This is a genomic window from Mycobacterium persicum, from assembly GCF_002086675.1.
GTDB lineage: Bacteria > Actinomycetota > Actinomycetes > Mycobacteriales > Mycobacteriaceae > Mycobacterium > Mycobacterium persicum.
The window spans coordinates 1-19642 of sequence record NZ_MVIF01000043.1 but is presented as its reverse complement, the minus strand read 5'-3'; the positions used below and the strand labels follow the sequence as shown (position 1 = coordinate 19642).

Below are 19642 nucleotides of genomic sequence, written 5' to 3'. Positions count from 1 at the left end.
GAGAGATTTCGATGACCACTATCGTCCCCGAGCCGACCACCGCCAAGCGCGAACCCGGCCAGCTCGTCGAAATGTCCTGGGATCCGATCACCCGGATCGTGGGCAGCCTCGGCATCTACACCAAGATCGACTTCGAGAACAAAGAAGTCGTCGAGTGCCACAGCACCTCGTCGATCTTCCGCGGCTACTCGATATTTATGAAGGGCAAAGATCCCCGCGACGCCCACTTCATCACCAGCCGCATCTGCGGCATCTGCGGCGACAACCACGCCACCTGCTCCTGCTACACCCAGAACATGGCCTACGGGGTCAAGCCGCCGCACCTCGGTGAATGGCTGATCAACCTCGGCGAGGCCGCCGAATACATGTTCGACCACAACATCTTCCAGGAGAACCTGGTCGGCGTGGACTTCTGCGAGAAGATGGTCGCCGAAACCAATCCAGGGGTGCTGGCCAAGGCGGAGAAAACCGCGGCGCCGCACGCTGACGCGCACGGCTACCAGACCATCGCCGAGATCATGCGCTCGCTCAACCCGTTCAGCGGCGAGTTCTACCGGGAGGCCCTGCAAGTCAGCCGCTGGACCCGCGAAATGTTCTGCCTCATGGAGGGGCGTCACGTACACCCGTCGACGCTGTACCCGGGTGGCATCGGAACCACCGCCACGGTCCAGCTGATGACCGACTACATGACCCGGCTGATGCGCTACGTCGAGTTCATGAAGAAGGTCGTACCGATGCACGACGACCTGTTCGACTTCTTCTACGACGCCCTGCCCGGCTACGAGAAGGTCGGCCTGCGCCGCACGCTGCTGGGCTGCTGGGGCTCGTTCCAGGATCCCGAGGTGTGCAACTTCGCGTACAAGGACATGGAGCGTTGGGGTAACGCCATGTTCGTCACCCCGGGCGTGGTGGTCGACGGCAAACTGGTCACCCACTCGCTGGTGGACATCAACCTGGGCATCCGAATCCTGTTGGGCAGTTCGTATTACGACGACTGGACCGACCAGGAGATGTTCGTCAGGACCGACCCGCTGGGCAACGCTGTGGACCGGCGCCACCCGTGGAACCAGCACACCAACCCCCATCCGCAGAAGCGGGATATGGACGGCGGCAAGTACAGCTGGGTGATGTCGCCGCGCTGGTTCGACGGCAAGGACCATCTGGCTCTGGACACCGGCGGCGGCCCGCTGGCCCGGCTGTGGGCCACGGCGCTGGCCGGCCTGGTCGACATCGGCTACGTCAAGGCGACCGGCAACAGCGTCAAGATCAACCTGCCCAAGACCGCCCTGAAGGGTCCGGTCGAATTCGAGTGGAAGGTGCCCAGGCACGGCAGCAACACCATCGAACGTGACCGGGCGCGCACCTACTTCCAGGCCTACGCCGCCGCGTGCGCGTTGCACTTCGCCGAGAAGGCGTTGGCGGAAATCCGCGCCGGACGCACCAAGACCTGGGAGCGCTTCGAGGTGCCCGACGAGGCCATCGGCTGCGGCTTCACCGAAGCGGTGCGCGGCGTGCTCAGCCACCACATGGTGATCCGCGACGGCAAGATCGCCAACTATCACCCGTATCCGCCCACCCCGTGGAACGCCAACCCGCGCGACAGCTACGGCACACCGGGCCCCTACGAAGACGCGGTGCAGGGTCAGCCGATCTTCGAGGAGAACAGCCGGGAGAACTTCAAGGGCATCGACGTGATGCGCACGGTGCGCAGTTTCGATCCGTGCCTGCCCTGCGGCGTGCACATGTACCTGGGCAAGGGCAAGACGCTGGAGAAACTGCACACGCCGACGCAGTCACCCATCGAGGCGCGATGATCGATAGCGCGGCGAAGCCGGGCGCTGGGGGCACCTCCGGCTTGCGGGGGCCGGGTCATCACCATCAAAAGGAGTGACGCATGGCCGATCGCCCGGATACCCCCGACAACGACACACATTGGCGCACCGCGGGCGATCGAATCCAGACCTTGCTGGATTCGTGCGCGGCGGGCGGGACGGCCGCGCACGAACGCGCCCAACAGCTGGTCCGCGAGGTGGTCGGGCTTTACGGAGCCGGGCTGGAGCGGATCATGCACGTGCTGGACGACCCCGGTTCGGCCGAGCGGCTGGCCACCGACGACCTGGTGGCCAGCCTGCTCCTGGTACACGGCCTGCACCCGCATGACGTGCACCGGCGGGTGACCGACGCGCTGGAGCGGGTGCGACCCTACCTGGGTTCCCACGGTGGCGACGTCGACCTGCTCGAGGTCACCGATACCGTCGTCCGGTTGGCGTTCACCGGGAGCTGCAAGAGTTGCCCGTCGTCTGCGGTGACGCTCGAGTTGGCAGTGCAGGACGCTATCCGGACGGCCGCCCCGGAGATCTGCTCGATCGAGGTGGTCGCCAGCACCAAGCCCGGCACCGTCATTGCGGCCGAAACCCTCTTGGCGCGAGTGCATTCCAACGGCCATGACGCCACCTCCTGGCACCCGGTGCCGGAGCTGGACGACCTGGCGCCCGGCGAGGCCGGCGGTTTCCTGGTCGACGGAACCACGTTGCTGGCGTGCCGGGTCGGCGACCAAACCTTCGCCTATCGCGACCACTGTCCGGTGTGTGACGACACGCTGGCCGGCGCGGAACTGTGCGACGCACTGCTGCGCTGCCCACGCTGCGACACCGGATTCGACGTGGTGCGCGCGGGTGCCGGTGCGAACGGGGCCCACCTCGACCCGGTGCCGCTGCTGCCCCGCGACGGCGTGCTCTCGGTGGCACTACCCTGCGCGGTGACCGAAGCCATGGGAGCTCCGGCATGACGAGTCCCTATGACGTCCTGGCCCGGATCAGGACCAATCAGCGGGCCCCCGAGCCGGCCGACGAACGATGCGAGATGTGTTCGGAGCCGATACCCGACGAGCATCAGCATGTGGTGAATGTGGCTGGGCGACAACTGATGTGCGTCTGCCGCGGCTGCTATCTGCTGTTCACCGACTCCGAAGCCGAGCTGCGCTACCGCGCCGTGCCCGACCGGTATCTGGCGTTCCCCGATTTCGCGCTGGGCCGGCGCACCTGGGAGGCCCTGCAGATTCCGGTCGGGGTGGCCTTCTTCTTCACCAACTCCGCCCTCGGCCGCACCGTCGCCTTCTACCCGGGTCCGGCCGGCGCCACCGAATCGGAATTGGACCTCGACGCCTGGAACGCCCTCGGCGGGGCCGACCCCCGGCTCAGCCTAGTGACCGACGATGTGGAGGCGCTCTTGGTGCGGGTCCCCGAATCCGGCCCCCCGCAAAGCTTTCTGGTGCCGATCGACGCCTGCTATGAATTCGTCGGCCGGTTGCGGTTGCTGTGGCGCGGCTTCGACGGCGGCCAGCAGGCGCGGGAATTCATCGACGGCTTCTTCGAGCGGGTCGCCGCGCAAGCACGGGAGACGCCGCGGTGACCCAGCCGATGGACCTGATGTTCGCCGTACTCGACGTGGCGCCGGAGCCGTACACCGTCAGCCCGGTGCTCACCGCCCGCATCGACGTCGCCGCCGGCTACGACGACCCGGTGCACGCCATCGCGCTGCGCTGCCAGGTCCGCATCGAACCGCTGCGGCGTTCCTACTGCGACGACGAAGCCGCCGGACTGCTCGACTTGTTCGGACCCCGGGAACGCTGGGCACACACCCAACGCACCTTCCTGTGGCAGCATTGCACCGCCATGGTTCCGGGTTTCACCGGCCACACCACCGCGGCGCTGCCCTTGGATTGCACCTACGACTTCGAGGTGGCCGCGGCCAAGTACCTGCACGCGCTGCGCGGCGGCGCCATCCCCCTCCAATTCCTGTTCAGTGGAACGGTTTTCGTCAAATCTGAGCGCGGCTTCTCGGTGCAGCACGTGTCCTGGGACTGCGAGGACCGCTACGACATGCCGGTCGCGGTCTGGCGCGAGCTGATGGCCCAGCACTACCCGAACACCGGGTGGCTGCGGCTCAGCCATGACACCATCAGCGCGCTGGCCCACTACAAGTCGGAGCGCGGCCTGCTCGACCTCGACCACGCTCTCACCGCGCTATTGGCCGAGGCATCGCAACGGGAGGCGAGCCCGTGACCTCCAGCTGGGACCGCGCCCGCGCCGTCGCCGACGCAGTGCTCTACGAAGGCTACCTGCTCTACCCGTACCGCGGGACGTCGAGCAAAAACCAATCCCGTTGGCAGTTCGGCGTTCTGGGACCACCCGGGGCGGCCGGCGCCGGGCTGGGCGAAGACGACACGATGGCGGCGCAGTTCCTGGTCGACAGCGCCCGGGCGATCACCCTGGTGGTGAGATTCCTGCAGCTGCAGCACCGCCGCGCCGAGCGGGCAGGTGCCGGCGGCGGCTTCGAACCCGTGGCCGAACTGACCACGGCGTCGGGATCGTGGCTGTCCTGGGACGAAGCCGTCGAATGTGAAAGGTCTTTCGGCCCGCTGGCATTCGAGGACCAGCCGTGGACGCTGCCGGTGCTGGCGCAGCAGGCGACCGACGTCGAATCCGTCGACGGCGGCCGTCTGGTTCGCCACCGCCGGGCGGTGCGTGGCGAGCTCAGCGTCTGCAGCGAACCCGACGGTGAGCTACGCCGGGTCTCGGTACATATCGCCAACGTCGGTCCCAGCCCTTGCGACAAGAACGATGCGATGGCGCGGTCGCTGATCGGTACTCATATTATCGTCGAAGTCGTTGGCGGCCAGTTTGTTTCGTTGCTCGAACCACCGCCGGCCGCATCCGGGGCGGTGTCGCGGTGCACCCAGCACCGATGCTTCCCGGTGCTGGCCGGGCCACCGGGCAGCCACGACCTGTTGCTGATTTCGCCGATCATCCTCTACGACCACCCCGAAGTCGCCGAACAGAGCAGCACCGAGCTGTATGACTGCACCGAGATCGACGAGATCCTGACGCTGCGCGTGATGACCATGACCGACGAAGAAAAGGCTCAGGCGCGGGCCACCGATCCGCGGGCCGCCCGGATCATCGACCGGTGCGAGGCCATGTCGGCGCAGGACATGGCCCGGTTGCACGGCGTGCTGCGGGATCCGCACGGGGTTGCCGGGCTGGTCCCGGAGGTGCCCGTGGGGCTCGACTGGTGGGATCCGCTGGCCGACGACGCGGTGCGTCCCGAGATCGACGCGGTGCTGGTCAACGGAGTCCGGATCGCCCGGGGCAGCCGGGTCCGGTTACGGCCGAGGCGCAACGCCGACGCGCAGGACATCTTCGTCGCCGGCAAGGCCGCCCGCGTCGCGTCGGTGCACCAGGACGTCGACGGCAACACGCACGTCGCCGTGGTCGTCGACGACGATCCGGCGGCCGAACTGCACGAGTGGTACGGCCGCTACCTGTACTTCTCCCCCGACGAGGTGGAACCGCTGCACACTCACAACATGTGAAAGGAGTTCGCCATGGACGTCTTAGGTTGGGTGTTCATTGCCCTCATCGCGCTGGTGGTGGCCGTCGCGGTGGCGTTGGGTGTGACATCACTACCAGATGCCCGCCGCTACTTGAAGCTGCGGCGGATGTAGCCGGCCCGGTCAACCCATGACAGCGCGCATCCTGGTCGCCGGAATCGGCAACATCTTCCTGGGGGACGACGGTTTCGGCTCCGAGGTGCTGCGCCACGCCGAGATTCCGCAGCACGGTTCGCAGGTGCGTGTTGTCGACTACGGCATCCGCGGCATGCATCTGGCCTACGACCTGCTCGAGGGCTGGGACACCCTGGTGCTGGTCGACGCGGTGCCCAGCCGCGGCAATCCGGGCGCCCTGCACGTCTTCCAGGCCGATCATGACTGGTGGTCCGACCCGACGAGCCTGGACGCGCACAACATGGACCCGGCCACCGTCTTCGCCAACCTGCGGGCGCTGGGGGGCACGCCGCCCTACACCGTCGTCGTCGGGTGCGAGGCGGGTAGCGTCGAAGAAGGCATGGGGCTCAGCGAACCCGTCGCCAAGGCCGTCCCCCGCGCCGCCCGCGCGGTCGAGGAGATTGTCGCGGCGTTGCGAACGACCTCGGCCCCGGAAGCGATCCGAGAGGAGTGCTGATCATGTGTCTGGGCATACCCGGTCAGGTGATCAGGATGCTCGACGGGTATGAAGGGCAGCTGGCACTGATCGATGTCGCCGGCGAGCAGCGCAAAGTCAACGTGGGCATGCTTCCGGAGGAGACGTTCGCACCCGGTGACTGGGTGATCATTCACATGGGCTTCGTGGTCGAGAAGACCGACCGGGCCGGAGCCGAGCAGGCGATGGCCGGCCTGGAGCTGATGGGGCGGGGCCGCGATCCCGATGGCGATTGACATGACCGACACGCCCTTGTTGCAGCGCTCCGACGACCTTCGGCGGCGCATCACCGTCACCGGTGTGGTCCAAGGGGTCGGTTTTCGTCCGTTCGTCCACGTGCTGGCCACCGAGCTCGGCCTGGCCGGGTTCGTCGGCAACGATTCCGGCGCGGTCTTCGTGGAGGTGCAGGGTGGGCGCGCCCAGCTCGACGAGTTCGCCCGCCGGTTGGGTGCGCAGGCGCCGCCGCTGGCTCGGATCAGCTCGGTCTCGGTGACCGAGATCGCAACCGAGACAAGCGCATCCGGATTTCGGATCGTGGCCAGCCGGACGGTCGGCGGTGCCACGACACCGATTCCGCCCGATGTCGCGGTGTGCGACGACTGCATCGCCGAATTGTTCGACCCGCACGACCGCCGCTACCGGCACCCGTTCATCACCTGCACCAACTGCGGGCCACGGTTCACCGTCATCCGCACGCTGCCCTATGACCGCCCGGGTACCACCATGGCGGGGTTCGCCATGTGCGAGCGCTGCGCCGCCGAATATCACGACCCCTCCGATCGCCGGTTCCACGCACAGCCGATCGCCTGCCCGGACTGCGGGCCGTCGCTGTGGTTCCGGTCAGCGGCCGGGCGGGTCACCGGCTCCGACGCGGCGCTGGCGGCCACCCACGAGGCGCTGGCAGCTGGAGCGGTGGTCGCCATCAAGGGGATCGGCGGCTACCACCTGGCCTGCGCGGTCGACGACGACGCGGTGGTGCGCTCGCTGCGGTCACGAAAGGCGCGGGGCGCCAAGCCGTTTGCCATGCTGGTGCGCGATCTGGAGGTGGCCCGCCGCTACGCCTACGTCGACGACACCGAGGCGGCGGTGTTGTCCGGCCCGGCCCGGCCCATCGTGTTGCTGCGCCGGCGTGACACCGCCGCGGTCGCCGATTCCGTTGCGCCCGGCAGTCCGCTGCTGGGGCTGATGTTGCCCTACTCCCCCATCCATCACCTGCTGCTGGCGCCGGTGCCCGGTGGCGGCGGCCCGGTGCCCACCGCGCTGGTGCTGACCAGCGCCAACCGCTCCGACGAGCCCATCTGTTTCACCGACACCGATGCGGCACAGCGACTTTCGCCGCTCTGCGATGCGGTGCTCGACCATGACCGTCCCATCCAGGTGCCCTGTGACGACTCGGTGGTGCGGGTGGTCAGCGAGGGAGGGTCCGGGCGCGAGCTGCCGATCCGCCGCTCCCGCGGCTACGCGCCGCTGCCGGTCGAGCTCCGCTGCGACGGCCCGGCCGTCCTGGCGGTGGGCGGGGAACTGAAGAACACGTTCTGCCTCACCGATGGCCGGCGCGCGTACCTGTCCGCTCACATCGGCGACATGGGCACCTGGGAGACGCTGTGCGCGTTCGAGCGCGCGGTGCGCCAGCTCAGCGAAATACGTGGTGCGCCAAGGCGTTTGGCCGCCGATCTGCATCCTGGGTATCACACCCGGGGTTGGGCGGAGCGGCACGCCGGCGATCGGCCGCTCGATCTGATCCAGCACCACCATGCGCACGTGGTGTCGCTGCTGGCCGACCACCGGCGCCTCGGCGAACCCGTCGTCGGAGTCTCCTTCGACGGCACCGGTTACGGCTGCGATGCCACCATCTGGGGCGGGGAGATCCTGGTCCTCGGCCGCGACAGCCACCGCTTCGTCCGGGCCGGGCACCTGTTGCCGGCGCCGCTGCCCGGAGGCGACGCCGCGGTGCGCAATCCCTGGCGGATGGCGCTGTCGCAGCTGTGGCTGGCCGACCTCGACTGGACCCCGGATCTGGCGCCGGTCGCCGCCGCGACACCCGACGAATTGCGGCTCATCCGTTCGCAATTGGAGAGCGGCACCGGCTGTGTGCCGTGTTCGAGCATGGGCCGGTTGTTCGACGCCGTCGCGTCGATACTCGGGGTGCGTCACCGGATCGACTACGAAGGCCAGGCCGCCATCGAACTGGAAGCGCTGGCCGAGACGGCCGGTGACCGGCCCGGGCCCTCGCTGCCCTTGACGGTACGGGCCGACGGGGTCATCGATCCGGCCACCATGGTGCAAACCCTGGTGTCGGCCCTGCGTGCCGGCACCCAACCGGCGCTGCTGGCCGCATGTTTCCACCAGGCGGTCGCCGACGCCGTCGCCACGGTGGTCGCCCAAGTGGCCGGCGGCGTTCGCCTGGTCGGCCTGACCGGTGGGGTGTTCCAGAACGTCCTGCTGCTGCGTGCGTGCCGGGAACGGTTGCAGCGCAAGGGTTTCGAGGTGCTGACCCACCACACAGTGCCGCCGAACGACGGTGGGTTGGCGCTCGGTCAGGCCGTGATTTCGATGCTGATAGGAGCGGAGGCGGCCGAGCAATGACCATTCCCACCGGCATCGATCGTGGACTCACTGCCGAGTTGGCCGCCGACCTGGCAGCCGCCGCGTTCACGCTGGCCAAGCGGTTCGCCGCGGGAGCCACCCTGTGGTCGATCGCGCCGTCGTGGGAACCGCATGCCCTGCACATCGCGGTCGAGTTCGTCCATCCGGTGATCATGGGCAAACGCGCCCTGCCCGCGGTGGCCCTGACCGGACCCGACCTGGTGGATCTGGTGCGGGTATCGGTGCGGCCCGGCGACATCGTCGTCGGGGTCGCCGGCGCCGACCAGCCCGACGTACTCTCGATCATGCGACGCAGTCCGGCCTGGGGTGCCACCACGCTGTGGATCGGTAGCGGTGAGCGCCCGAAAGCCGGTGCGGCCGATCACGTGTTGTGGCTTGACGACCCCGACCCGCGGGTGCCCGCAACCGGTGGCTTCGTGCTCTTCTACCACGTGTTGTGGGAACTGACCCATGTATGTTTCGAGCATCCAGGGCTACTCAAACCTGAATGCGCAGAAGAGGTTTGCGTCACCTGTAGCGACGAGGGACGCCTGGGCGAGGTGGTGACCGCTTCGGCTGAGGGGCTGGCCGCCGTGCGCACCGCCCGCGGCGTTGAGCATGTGGTGACCACGCTGGTCGGCCCGGTCGCGGCCGGCGATCTGGTGCTGGTGCACGCCGGCACGGCCCTCAGCCGGCTCGAGGAGCACATCTGATGAGCGACGAGCCGACCAACTTCCTGTATCCGTTCATCGACGCACAGGAGGAAAACCCCGAATCGCTGCTGGCCGACCTGGCCGCGTCGGCGCGGGCGAAGGCCGCCGAAAGCCTGGCCCTGCGCCGCGCCACCCTGGACGCCAACGCCGACCTGCTGACGGCGGCCGCCACCGAAATGGCGCGCCGATTCGCGGCGGGCGGGCGACTGTTCACCTTCGGAAACGGCGGCAGCTGCACCGATTCCACCACCCTGGCGCGGCTGTTCGCCCGGCCGCCAATCGGCACCCCGCTACCGGCCTGGTCGTTGACCGCCGACCAGGCGATCCTGACCGCCCTGGGCAACGACGTCGGATTCGACCTGGTGTTCGCCCGCCAGCTGATCGCCCGCGCGAAGGCCGGCGACATCGCGATCGCCATGTCGACCAGCGGCAATTCGCCCAACCTGCTGGCCGCGCTCGCCGAGGCGCGCCAACGGGGCCTATACACCATCGGCTTCGCCGGATATGACGGCGGCGCCTTCGCCGACAACCCCAATGTGGATACCTGCTTCATCGTTCGGTCCCAAAGCGTGCACCGGATCCAGGAATCGCAGGCGCTGCTGGGCTATCAACTGTGGGTGGCGGTCCACGAACGGGGCGGCCGGGATCGAGGGGCCGCATGAGCACGTCAGCAAGCGAATACCGTTCGTCGGGGCCGCGTTTCGCCGAGGGCGAGGTCATCGAGCGCATCGAGTCGTTCCGCCGGCGACGGCCCCGGCTGCTCGACGAGCACATCACCCTGGCCCACGGAGCCGGAGGCAAGGCCTCGGCGGCGCTGGTCGATGCGGTGTTCGTGGAGGCGTTCCGCAACCCGGCACTGGAGTCGCTGGGCGACGCCGCGGTGCTCCCGCTGCCTAGCGGCGAACGGGTTGCCATGTCCACCGATTCATTCGTGGTGGCGCCCAGGCGTTTTCCCGGTGGCTCGGTCGGCGCGCTGGCCGTGCACGGAACCTGCAACGACCTGGCGATGGCCGGTGCCGTGCCGTCCTGGATCTCGGTGGCCTTCGTGCTCGAAGAGGGCTTCCCTATTGCCGAGCTCAAAGAAATCGTCGCCGACATGGCGGCCGCCGCCGCAAAGGCCGGGGTGCAGATCGTCACCGGCGACACCAAGGTGGTGCCCAGGGGCGCCGCCGACGGCCTGTTCGTCACCACCACCGGAGCCGGGATCATTCCCGCCGGGCGGCGGCTGTCCGCGGACGCGGTGCGCGCCGGCGACAAGGTGTTGCTGTCGGGGTCGATGGGCGATCACGGCATGGCCGTCATGCTGGCCCGCGGCGATCTGGCGATCGAGGCCGACATCCGTTCCGACACCGCCTCGCTCAGCCCGTTGGTGGAATTGCTGCTGGCGGCCGCGCCGTCGACCCGCTGGCTGCGCGATGCCACCCGCGGCGGAGTGGGCACCGTCTGCAATGAACTGGCCCAGGGCTGCGGGCTGGGGGTGCTGCTGGAAGAACAACGGATTCCGGTGGCGCCGATGGTCAACGGCGCGTGCGAGCTGCTCGGCATTGACCCGCTCTACGTCGCCAACGAAGGCAAGTTCGTCGCCGTCGTCGCACCGGCGGAAGCCGAAGCCGCGCTGGCCGCGGTGCGCTCGCATCCGCTGGGCGCCGATGCGGCCGAAGTAGGCGAAATCGTCGCCGAACCGGCCGAAACCGTAGTACTGCGTACCGGATTCGGCGGTACCCGGATTGTCGACATGCTGGTCGGCGATCCGTTGCCGCGAATCTGCTGACCTGAAGGAGCCGATATGTGCTTGGGCATTCCGGGGCGGATCGTCGAGATCACCGACCCGGCAAACTATCTGGCGAAAGTCGACGTCAGCGGAGTGCAGCGGACGATCAGCGTGCGACTACTCGACGACGACCTGCCCGAACCCGACGACTGGGTGCTCATCCACGTCGGTTTCGCGATGGCCAAGATCGACGAGACCGAGGCGCTGCTCACCCTGGACGCGATCCAGAAGCTGGGCGACGCCTACACCACCGAAATGGAAGCCTTCGATTCGTCGGCGATCATCTGAACAGGGGTGCCACACCATGAAATTCGTTGACGAATTCCGCGACCCGGCCGCGGCGCGCAAACTGCTGACGGTGATCGAGCATCTGGCCGGCTCCGGCCCCGAACACTTCAAGTTCATGGAGGTGTGCGGCGGGCACACCCACACCATCTACCGGCACGGGATCGAACATCTGCTGCCCGACAACGTCGAACTGGTGCACGGCCCCGGCTGCCCGGTGTGCGTGATCCCGATGGGCCGTATCGACGACGCCATGTGGCTGGCCGGCCAGCCCGACGTCGTCTTCACCTGCTTCGGCGACATGATGCGAGTGCCCGGCTCGGCCGGCAGCTTGCTGGACGCCAAGGCTCGTGGCGCCGACGTGCGTTTCGTCTATTCGCCGTTGGACGCGCTCAAGATCGCGGTCGACAACCCGGACAAGCAGGTGGTGTTCTTCGCGATCGGCTTCGAGACCACGGCGCCGTCGACGGCGGTCACCCTGGTGCGGGCCCGCGACCTCGGGTTGCCCAACTTCACTGTGTTCTGCAACCATGTGACAATCGTGCCGCCGATCAAGGCCATCCTGGAATCACCGGACCTGCGACTGTCGGGTTTCATTGGCCCCGGCCATGTTTCGACCGTCGTCGGCAACCGACCATACCGGTTTGTGCCGCAGGTGTACGGAAAGCCGTTGGTGGTCTCCGGGTTTGAGCCGTTGGACATCCTGGCGTCGGTCGCGATGCTGCTGCGCCAGATCCGTGAGGGCCGTTGTGAGGTGGAAAACCAGTACAAGCGGGTGGTGCCTGAGCAGGGCAACCCGGCCGCACTGGCGCTGATGGGCAAGGTGTTCGCATTGCGTCCGCACTTCGAATGGCGCGGGCTGGGTTTCATCTCCCAAAGCGCGCTGCGGCTGCACGACGATTTCGCCGACTTCGACGCCGAGCTGCGGTTCGCGATGCCCGGGGTGCGGGTGGCCGACCCGAAGGCGTGCCAGTGCGGTGAGGTGCTCAAGGGTGTGCTCAAACCTTGGGAATGCAAGGTTTTCGGCACCGCGTGCACCCCGGAGACACCGATCGGCACCTGCATGGTGTCCCCGGAGGGAGCATGTGCGGCCTACTACAACTTCGGTCGCATGCACCGTGACGCCGTCAAGCTGGTGGGGTCGTCGGGGCGGGGGTGACGGTGGCCGACGCGATCAGCCGCGATCTCGAGTCGGGCACCGAGATGTTCGCCCGGTACGCCTATGCCCCCAACGCACTGGGCTATTGCGGTCCCCCTCTGGGAGCCACCCTGCGAGACGGCTCGGCCGACGACGTGCGCGTTGCGGCGACGAAGTTCTCCGGGGCTTGGCCGTACCTGCGGGTGCTGTCACGTCTGACCGGCATCACCGACCCGCTGGACTACCGGCTGGTTGAATCGTATTGGCTCGGCGGCGGCGTCGGCGCGGAACTCGATCCCGCCCGGTTCTTCGCGGAACTGCTGGCCATCATCGGGCCGCAGGCGGGACGCTACTGGTCGCACCTCACACCGCAGCTGGCCGACGAGGCCGCCGCCAATCACTGCTTTCATGTGTTCGGCGTCTATCCGTGGACCCGGTTTCTGGGCCGGGGCATGGACGAGCACCCGGTGAGTGTCTTGGACAACTGCCGGATCACCTGGGGCACAGTCCTTTCCCACACCGGCGATGCCGTCGAAATCCACTGCCGAAAGCTGGTTTGGGACGGCGCGACGCTGGGTTTGTCCGAACCCTCGCCACGGGTGCTGGACGTCTGGGCGGACGGGTACAGCGCGGTGCCCGACGTCGCCGCCGGTGACGACGTCGCCGTGCACTGGGGTCGGCTGTGCGGGCGACTGCGGCCGCACCAGGTGCGCGCGCTGGCCGACAGCACCGACCGACAACTGCGGGTGACCAGCCGGCGCCTGGCGCCGGTGTAGCGTGGCGACCGGTTCGATCTGCGACGTGCTGCCCGCCGCGGGCACGCTGCTCGGGATCCCCGGGGCGATCGACGAGCTGGGGTTGGTGGACCGCGCCGGCCGTGTCGATCGCGTCCTGGTGATCCTCGTCGACGGGTTGGGCTGGCACCTGCTGCCCGAATTGGCCGGCGACGCACCACTTCTGGCCGCCGTCCTGGCCGGTTCCGCCGGGCGGCTCCACCGGCTCGACTGCGCGTTCCCGTCCACCACACCCACCAACCTGGTCTCTTTGACCACCGGAGCCCAGCCCGGCGAACATGGCATCCTGGGCTTCACGCTCAACATCCCGGGCACCGGCACGGTGCTCAATCACATCCGGTGGCGCGACGATCCGCCGCACACCCAATGGCAACCGCTGCCGACCTGGTTCGAGCGACTCACCGGGGCCGGCGTCGAGGTGCGCGCCGTGTTGCCGCAGTGGTTTGTCGGCAGCGGGCTGACCGCCGCGGCGTATCGGGGGGCGCAACTTCGCGCCGCGCATCAGGACCACGACTACGTCGAGCAGGTTGTCGGTGAGTTGGCCGCGGCGCCCGGGCTGGTCTACGGCTACACCGCCGAACTCGATACCGCGGCGCACCTATTCGGCATCGGTTCGACGCAATGGCACGCCGCGGCGAGCAACGTCGACAAGCTGCTGACCCGCCTGGTCGAGGCGCTGCCCACGGATGCGGCGCTGCTGGTGACCGCCGACCATGGCGGGCTCAACGTGCCCGCGGGTGCGCGGCTCGACCTCGATGCCGACCCGCGGCTGACGGCGGGAATCCGGGTGGTGGCCGGCGAACCGCGGGTGCGCTACCTGCACACCCAACCCGGCGCCACCGCCGATGTGCTGGCCACCTGGAGAGAATTACTAGCCGGCCTGGCGGACGTGCACAGCCGCCAGGAGGCGGTGGCGACGGGACTGTTCGGCCCGGTGACCCCGCGGCACCTGCCGCGGATCGGCGACATCGTGGTCATCTGCCGCGGCGAAACGGCCGTGCTGGCAACCGCCCACGAGCCTCCGGAAACGGCTCGGCTCATCGGTTTTCACGGTGCGGCGACAGACGCGGAGACGGCCATCCCGCTGATCGCCTTCGGGGTCTGACCGCCTGGCGACAACCATTGGCAAATTTGTCCTGCGAACCGATTGCATCTGGACGGCGACTGTAGTTATGTATTTTCTAAGAGCATGCTTCCGACACTTGAGGTGAAGCCATGGCCGGTGCTCCGTTTCGCCGGCGCCCGCCGCGCCCATGCCGATGCTTGAGCGGGCCGACGGGTAAGCCACCGCGCCGGTTGGTCCCGACGCCCCGGCTGAGCGGTGTCGACCAAACGGCTTGGGTCTGCCTCAAGCCGCGATCACCACCGCGCTGTCGCCGGTTTGACGACAGGTTGGCCTGGCAACCGTTGCACACCAGGGACTTTCAGGCAGAAACCCGCTGAACGGACACGTCGCCCCGCCGCGGGATGAATTGGCCTCAACTGCCTGCTGAGCTGAAAAATCTTTCAGTGCGTCATGTTTCACGCGCGTCGACCTGTCATCGTCGTGCGTACAGCCGTGCGCTCCAGCCGTCCGCACAGACGCCGGCACCCTAAGAACCGGAACCACATTCGAAGGAAGCAACCCATGCCATTCGCCCACATGATACCCGAAACACCGCCCGCAGCAACGCAATCACTCGGGGTTACCGCGGCCGCCGCCGCATGAGGAGGTGTCGCAATGGATTACGCAGCGCTGCCACCGGAAGTCAACTCGGCACGCATGTACACCGGTCCGGGCGGCGGCCCGATGCTGGCCGCCGCCCGGGCCTGGGACAGCTTGTCCAGTGAATTAAGCTCGGCTGCAAAGGAATACGGAATAGTTATCGCCGGCATGACAAGCGGGCCGTGGCGGGGTCCGGCATCCTTCGCCATGGCCGCGGCCGTCGAACCCTATATCGGGTGGCTGGCGACCACCGCTTCGCAGGCACTTCAGGCCTCGGGCCAAGCCACAGCCGCCGCGGCGGCATACGAAGCTGCGTTCGCCATGACGGTGCCCCCGGCGGTGATCGCGGCCAACCGCGCCCAGTTGGCATCCCTAGTCGCAACCAATCTGCTCGGCCAAAACACCCCGGCGATCGCTGCCACCGAGGCGCTCTACGGCCAGATGTGGGCCCAAGATGCCGCAGCCATGTACGGCTACGCCGCCTCCTCGGCCGCGGCATCACAATTGGACCCGTTCGCCGATGCACCCATGACCACCAGCGCCGGCGCGGGCGCCCTGGTCCAGGCCGGCTCGGCTACCGGCGCGGCGAGCCAGGGTGGGCTGTCGCAAGTCATGCACACCGTCCCCACCGCACTGCAGGGCCTGGCCGCCCCCGCCGGGGCGAGCACCACCGGTGCCGATCTGTTCGGATTGCTGGGGTCCGGCGTCCAGGATTGGATCGGCCTCAGCGGAGCCGACCTATCCAGCCCAGCGGGAATTCTCGCTTTCTTGTCGGGAACCGATGGGTCGCCACTTGGCGTCGCGCTCAGCAGCGTCTACTTCAACGCCCTGTCTTCCGGTTTCTATACGCCCGGCAACTTCTTGGGGACGCTGGCCGACGCTGTCGGATTGCAAGGCGCCGAGGCGGTCGAGGAGGCGGCTACCGGCGTCGCCGAAGCCGCCGCGAGCGAGCTCGGCGCCGCCGCGGGCGGAGTCGGTGGCGCCGTGTCGGCGACAGTGGGGAATGCGGCGACGATCGGCCCGCTGTCAGTGCCGCCGACCTGGACCGCGACGTCGTCGCTCGGTGCCGCTGCGTCGGCGTTGCCGAACGCCGCCGCCACCGCACCGGGAATTGCCGGAGCAACGCCCAGCATGCTGGGTGGGATGCCGTTGAGCGGCCTGGGCGCGCGCAGCTTTGCCGAAGCCCCACGCTACGGGTTCCGGCCAACCGTGATGGTGCATCCCCCGGCCGCCGGATAGCAGCCCGGACAGCGGGCGAAAACCGGTCCCGGCAGCTACCGGTCCGCGTACCCGCGGGCCGCCGCCACCAGTCCGGCGAACAACCGCAAGTCGTCCAGAGACTTCTCCGGATGCCATTGCACCGCAAGCACAAATCCGTTTCCCGGCAATTCCAGCGCTTCGACCACGCCGTCGGCGTCCGTCGCACTGACCACCAGGCCCGCAGCGACTTCGCCGACCGCCTGGTGGTGATAGCACGGCACGTCGGCGGACTCGCCGATCAGCCCGGCCAGCCGAGTGCCCGGCACGGTGCGGACCGGCAACGGCGTGAAAACGGCGTTGCCCGCGCAATGCCCGCCGTGGCCGATGACGTCGGGAAGGTGCTGATGCAGCGTGCCGCCGAGCGCTACGTTGAGCAGCTGCACGCCACGACAGATCCCCAACACCGGCAGCTCGCGGGCCAGTGCACCCTTCAACAGCGCGAATTCCCAGGCGTCGCGGTCGGCTCGCGGCCGGTCGGTGGCCGGATGCGGGTCCTGGCCGTATGTGGCGGGATCGATGTCGTAGCCGCCGGTGATCACCAAAGCATGCAGGCCATCGAGCACTCGGTCGGCATTCTCCGGGTCCACCGGCTGCGGCGGCAGCAGTACCGCGTTACCACCGGCCATGATGATGGCGTCGGAGTAGTCGGCGGGCAGGTAGCTCGCGGGTACGTCCCAGATTCCGGCCTGCACCTGTTCCCGATACATCGTTAGTCCGATCACCGGCCGCCGGCCCCACGAGCTGTTCGAAACCACGCTGGCTCCCCAATCGATCACCGCCGCGGTGAAATGCGGCGAGCTTCATCCGAGCATTGTGGTGCACGACGGATCCTTGCCGGCCTACCGTGTAGCCCGGGGGCAGGCACCGCAGACACCCACACAACCGCCCGCTCGGCTGCCGGTGGCGAGCACGTCAGCGGAAAGCATTGTGGGACATGCTAACCGGACCGCCGGCGGACCGCTGCACCGGGCACCTCGACCATTTGCGCCGAACTCGGCGTCACGGCACGCTGGTCGACGCCGCGCTACCAGCCGCTGGTGCGCAGCACGATCTCGGTGGCCAATTGCGCGGTCGAGTCTTGTGCGTTGCGCCTCGCCGGAAGGTCCACGACGCGGTAATCGGCGTAGACCAGTCGCTGGCTGTCGCGAGCAACTTTGCGCGCGGCTGGAGAACTCACCAGCACGGTGGTGCTGATCTCCACCGGTGGGCAGTGGTCGTCACGGACCACGCCGTTGACATCGGCCACCCGTGGATGCCCCCGATCGATGGCCACCAGACCGGCGAACCGCCCCAGCCTGGTCGCCGCCAGTTCCCAAGCGAGCTCACCGCCGGCCCGGTCACCGACCACCACCGCCCAGCCGATAGCCAGGACGTCGAGGATGCCGATCACGGACTTGGCGGTCAGCCGCGGGTCAGCGCCGATAACGACGGTCCGAAGCGATGCGGTGTGCAGGCGCTCACAAATGGCGCCGTAGGCCGCGACCGCACGCTGTTCGTCGCCCAGAATGGTGACGACGACGCCCGTTGCCGGACCCGATACCGCTACCGGAACCGGAAATCCGTCGAGCGTGGTCATCATCGCGGACACTTACGCCAAAGTACAGGGAATTGGGCTGGCTGCGCACCGGTTGTGCGGCTTATTCACAGACCCGTCAGCGTACCGAAGATGAGGTTGGCGACGTAGAGGGCGCGGGGCACATAACCGATGTCCGCGGTACCCGAGGTGTAGATCCCGAGGTTCTTGACGCCGGACAACAAGGTGCCGAAGTTGAGCAGGCCGGAATTGGTCGCACCGAAGTCCAGCAAGCCCGAAACCCCTGCGCCCAGGCTCAGCGCTCCGGAGTTCCCGAAACCGGCCAGCAGGCCACCCGAGTTTCCCGCACCCGGTGTCAACAGGCCCGAGTTGCCCGCACCCGGCGTCAGCAACCCCGAGTTGCCCAGGCCGAACGCCAGGTAGCCGGAGTCCCCGGCGTAGATGTTGAGCAGCCCCGAGCTGCCCGCGCCCGGGTTCAGCGTCCCAGAGTTTCCGGCGCCGGGGTTGTAGCTCCCGGAACTGCCGAAGCCCAGGTTCTGGTTGCCGGAGCTGCCCGCGCCCGGGTTGTCGGTGCCCGAGCTGCCGGCGCCGATGTTGCCGGTGCCCGCGTTACCGGCACCCGGGTTGTTGGTGCCCGAACTGCCGGCCCCGATGTTGGTCGTGCCGGAGCTGCCGAAGCCGATGTTGCCGGTGCCGGCATTGCCGCCGCCGATGTTGCTGCGGCCCGAGCTGCCGGCTGATCCGTTGTTGTTGAAGCCCGAACTTCCCGCGCTTCCCGCGTTGTCCTTGCCCGAGTCCCCGCCGGTGCCCGAGTTGCCCGAACCCGAGCTGCCCTGCGCCGCGATGTTGCCGGTCCCCGAGCTCCCGAAGGTCACCGCATTGTTGCCGGTGCCCGAGTTGCCCGCGCTGCCATTATTGTTGAAGCCCGAGTTACCGCCGCTGCCGTTGTTGTCCCGGCCCGAATTGCCGGCGGTTCCGTTATTGCCCGAGCCGGAGCTGCCGCCGGAGGCGTTGTTGTTGGAGCCGGAAGTCCCTGCGCCACCGTTGTTTCCGGTGCCGGACTGCCCGCCGCTGCCATTGTTGTTGAAGCCGGAGTTGCCGGCGCTGCCGTTGTTGCCGGTGCCTGAACTTCCCCCGGCCGCGGCATTGGTGCTGCCCGAGCTTCCGAAGGTTGCCCCGGTGTTGTTGCTGCCCGAGTTTCCGGCGCCTTGGTTGCCGAATCCGGAGTTCAAGACCGGCTGGTCTACCGCGCTGGCGAAGCCGGTGTTGAGGTTGCCGCCGTTGAAGCCGCCGGTGTTGGTGTTGCCGCCGTTGAAAGAGCCGGTGTTGACATTACCCGCGTTCCAGGCACCGGTGTTCGAGTTGCCCGCGTTCATAAAGCCGGTATTTCCCGCACCAGAATTTCCGAAGCCAGTGTTATGGGTGCCTACGTTGAAGCTGCCGAAGTTTCCGTTCCCCGCGTCAAAAATACCGAAGTTGCCGCTACCCGCACTGCCGAAGCCGGTATTTGAGCTACCCGCGTTCCAGAAACCGGTATTGAAGTCGCCAGCATTACCGAAACCGGTATTTCCGTTGCCGGAGTTTATCCAGCCGATGTTATTGTTGCCGGAGTTGAAGAAGCCGATATTGTTGTCACCGGAATTGAATAAACCGATGTTGTTACTGCCGGAGTTCAACGCGCCGAAGCCAATTTGACCGTTGCCGGTAAGCCCGAAGCCGATGTTGTCGTTACCCTTGTTGCCGAACCCGATATTGCCGGTGCCGAGGTTTCCGAATCCGATGTTGCCACCACCGAGATTGCCGCTGCCGAGGTTG

At 67.8% G+C, this 19642-nt stretch carries 20 protein-coding genes; 17 read left to right on the top strand and 3 right to left on the bottom strand.

Annotated elements, in window-relative coordinates; translation table 11 throughout:
- Positions 1–11: 11 nt before the first annotated feature.
- From BST40_RS14780 to BST40_RS14705, 17 genes are all read left to right on the top strand, one after another.
- Positions 12–1814, top strand: coding sequence for a nickel-dependent hydrogenase large subunit (locus BST40_RS14780; protein WP_075548543.1), 1803 nt, complete (start codon positions 12–14; stop codon positions 1812–1814).
- Between the two features lie 80 nt (positions 1815–1894).
- The gene (locus BST40_RS14775; protein WP_075548542.1) at positions 1895–2788 is read left to right on the top strand and encodes a NifU family protein; all 894 of its coding nucleotides are present in this window, start codon (positions 1895–1897) and stop codon (positions 2786–2788) included.
- A complete protein-coding gene (locus tag BST40_RS14770; RefSeq protein ID WP_075548541.1) occupies positions 2785–3411 on the top strand; it encodes a DUF5947 family protein in 627 nt (208 codons plus the stop codon). Before BST40_RS14775 ends, BST40_RS14770 begins: the two co-directional genes overlap by 4 nt.
- 8 nt (positions 3412–3419) lie before the next feature.
- The gene (locus BST40_RS14765; RefSeq protein WP_075548566.1) at positions 3420–4064 is read left to right on the top strand and encodes a DUF6084 family protein; all 645 of its coding nucleotides are present in this window, start codon (positions 3420–3422) and stop codon (positions 4062–4064) included.
- Positions 4061–5374 carry a hypothetical protein gene (locus BST40_RS14760; RefSeq protein ID WP_075548540.1) on the top strand — a complete coding sequence of 438 codons (1314 nt, stop codon included), beginning with the start codon at positions 4061–4063 and terminating at the stop codon, positions 5372–5374. Before BST40_RS14765 ends, BST40_RS14760 begins: the two co-directional genes overlap by 4 nt.
- Before the next feature lie 12 nt (positions 5375–5386).
- Complete coding sequence (locus tag BST40_RS33270) at positions 5387–5506, top strand: DUF6893 family small protein (protein ID WP_089025157.1); 120 nt, start codon at positions 5387–5389, stop codon at positions 5504–5506.
- Positions 5507–5522: 16 nt separating this feature from the next.
- Positions 5523–6023: a hydrogenase maturation protease gene (locus tag BST40_RS14755; protein ID WP_075548539.1), complete on the top strand. Its 501-nt coding sequence runs from the start codon at positions 5523–5525 to the stop codon at positions 6021–6023.
- 2 nt (positions 6024–6025) lie between these two features.
- Complete coding sequence (locus BST40_RS14750) at positions 6026–6277, top strand: HypC/HybG/HupF family hydrogenase formation chaperone (RefSeq protein ID WP_083154604.1); 252 nt, start codon at positions 6026–6028, stop codon at positions 6275–6277.
- Position 6278: 1 nt separating this feature from the next.
- Positions 6279–8627: a carbamoyltransferase HypF gene (gene hypF, locus BST40_RS14745; RefSeq protein ID WP_083154592.1), complete on the top strand. Its 2349-nt coding sequence runs from the start codon at positions 6279–6281 to the stop codon at positions 8625–8627.
- Positions 8624–9340 carry a HypC/HybG/HupF family hydrogenase formation chaperone gene (locus tag BST40_RS14740; protein ID WP_075548537.1) on the top strand — a complete coding sequence of 239 codons (717 nt, stop codon included), beginning with the start codon at positions 8624–8626 and terminating at the stop codon, positions 9338–9340. The genes hypF and BST40_RS14740 overlap by 4 nt, the downstream gene beginning before the upstream one ends.
- Complete coding sequence (locus BST40_RS14735) at positions 9340–10002, top strand: D-sedoheptulose-7-phosphate isomerase (RefSeq protein ID WP_075548536.1); 663 nt, start codon at positions 9340–9342, stop codon at positions 10000–10002. The genes BST40_RS14740 and BST40_RS14735 overlap by 1 nt, the downstream gene beginning before the upstream one ends.
- Positions 9999–11111, top strand: a complete 1113-nt coding sequence (hypE, locus tag BST40_RS14730; protein ID WP_082275552.1) for a hydrogenase expression/formation protein HypE — start codon at positions 9999–10001, stop codon at positions 11109–11111. Before BST40_RS14735 ends, hypE begins: the two co-directional genes overlap by 4 nt.
- Positions 11112–11126: 15 nt before the next feature.
- Complete coding sequence (locus BST40_RS14725) at positions 11127–11399, top strand: HypC/HybG/HupF family hydrogenase formation chaperone (protein WP_075548535.1); 273 nt, start codon at positions 11127–11129, stop codon at positions 11397–11399.
- Between the two features lie 16 nt (positions 11400–11415).
- Positions 11416–12555 carry a hydrogenase formation protein HypD gene (gene hypD, locus BST40_RS14720; RefSeq protein WP_075548534.1) on the top strand — a complete coding sequence of 380 codons (1140 nt, stop codon included), beginning with the start codon at positions 11416–11418 and terminating at the stop codon, positions 12553–12555.
- Positions 12556–12557: 2 nt separating this feature from the next.
- Positions 12558–13310, top strand: coding sequence for a DUF6390 family protein (locus BST40_RS14715; protein ID WP_422121026.1), 753 nt, complete (start codon positions 12558–12560; stop codon positions 13308–13310).
- 1 nt (position 13311) lies between these two features.
- Positions 13312–14433: an alkaline phosphatase family protein gene (locus BST40_RS14710; protein ID WP_083154590.1), complete on the top strand. Its 1122-nt coding sequence runs from the start codon at positions 13312–13314 to the stop codon at positions 14431–14433.
- 615 nt (positions 14434–15048) lie between these two features.
- Entirely contained in the window at positions 15049–16272 is a 1224-nt protein-coding gene (locus BST40_RS14705) for a PPE family protein (RefSeq protein WP_083154588.1), read from the top strand.
- A gap of 35 nt (positions 16273–16307) precedes the next feature.
- On the opposite strand, the gene BST40_RS14700 is transcribed toward BST40_RS14705, so the two are convergent.
- The 3 genes from BST40_RS14700 to BST40_RS14690 all read right to left on the bottom strand — a co-directional run.
- Positions 16308–17069, bottom strand: coding sequence for a gamma-glutamyl-gamma-aminobutyrate hydrolase family protein (locus BST40_RS14700; RefSeq protein WP_075548531.1), 762 nt, complete (start codon positions 17067–17069; stop codon positions 16308–16310).
- Between the two features lie 248 nt (positions 17070–17317).
- Complete coding sequence (locus BST40_RS14695) at positions 17318–17872, bottom strand: alpha/beta hydrolase (RefSeq protein WP_075548530.1); 555 nt, start codon at positions 17870–17872, stop codon at positions 17318–17320.
- Between the two features lie 62 nt (positions 17873–17934).
- Positions 17935–19642, bottom strand: a 1708-nt coding sequence (locus BST40_RS14690) for a beta strand repeat-containing protein (protein ID WP_425270698.1), incomplete at its 5' end; no start/stop codon positions are given.

Bases quoted from the DNA above. Each gene is read 5' to 3' on its own strand.
- BST40_RS14780 (WP_075548543.1), top strand. From the start codon at position 12: ATGACCACTATCGTCCCCGAGCCGACCACCGCCAAGCGCGAACCCGGC.
- BST40_RS14775 (WP_075548542.1), top strand. From the start codon at position 1,895: ATGGCCGATCGCCCGGATACCCCCGACAACGACACACATTGGCGCACC.
- BST40_RS14770 (WP_075548541.1), top strand. From the start codon at position 2,785: ATGACGAGTCCCTATGACGTCCTGGCCCGGATCAGGACCAATCAGCGG.
- BST40_RS14765 (WP_075548566.1), top strand. From the start codon at position 3,420: ATGGACCTGATGTTCGCCGTACTCGACGTGGCGCCGGAGCCGTACACC.
- BST40_RS33270 (WP_089025157.1), top strand. From the start codon at position 5,387: ATGGACGTCTTAGGTTGGGTGTTCATTGCCCTCATCGCGCTGGTGGTG.
- BST40_RS14755 (WP_075548539.1), top strand. From the start codon at position 5,523: ATGACAGCGCGCATCCTGGTCGCCGGAATCGGCAACATCTTCCTGGGG.
- BST40_RS14750 (WP_083154604.1), top strand. From the start codon at position 6,026: ATGTGTCTGGGCATACCCGGTCAGGTGATCAGGATGCTCGACGGGTAT.
- hypF (WP_083154592.1), top strand. From the start codon at position 6,279: ATGACCGACACGCCCTTGTTGCAGCGCTCCGACGACCTTCGGCGGCGC.
- BST40_RS14740 (WP_075548537.1), top strand. From the start codon at position 8,624: ATGACCATTCCCACCGGCATCGATCGTGGACTCACTGCCGAGTTGGCC.
- BST40_RS14735 (WP_075548536.1), top strand. From the start codon at position 9,340: ATGAGCGACGAGCCGACCAACTTCCTGTATCCGTTCATCGACGCACAG.
- hypE (WP_082275552.1), top strand. From the start codon at position 9,999: ATGAGCACGTCAGCAAGCGAATACCGTTCGTCGGGGCCGCGTTTCGCC.
- BST40_RS14725 (WP_075548535.1), top strand. From the start codon at position 11,127: ATGTGCTTGGGCATTCCGGGGCGGATCGTCGAGATCACCGACCCGGCA.
- hypD (WP_075548534.1), top strand. From the start codon at position 11,416: ATGAAATTCGTTGACGAATTCCGCGACCCGGCCGCGGCGCGCAAACTG.
- BST40_RS14705 (WP_083154588.1), top strand. From the start codon at position 15,049: ATGGATTACGCAGCGCTGCCACCGGAAGTCAACTCGGCACGCATGTAC.
- BST40_RS14695 (WP_075548530.1), bottom strand. From the start codon at position 17,872: ATGATGACCACGCTCGACGGATTTCCGGTTCCGGTAGCGGTATCGGGT.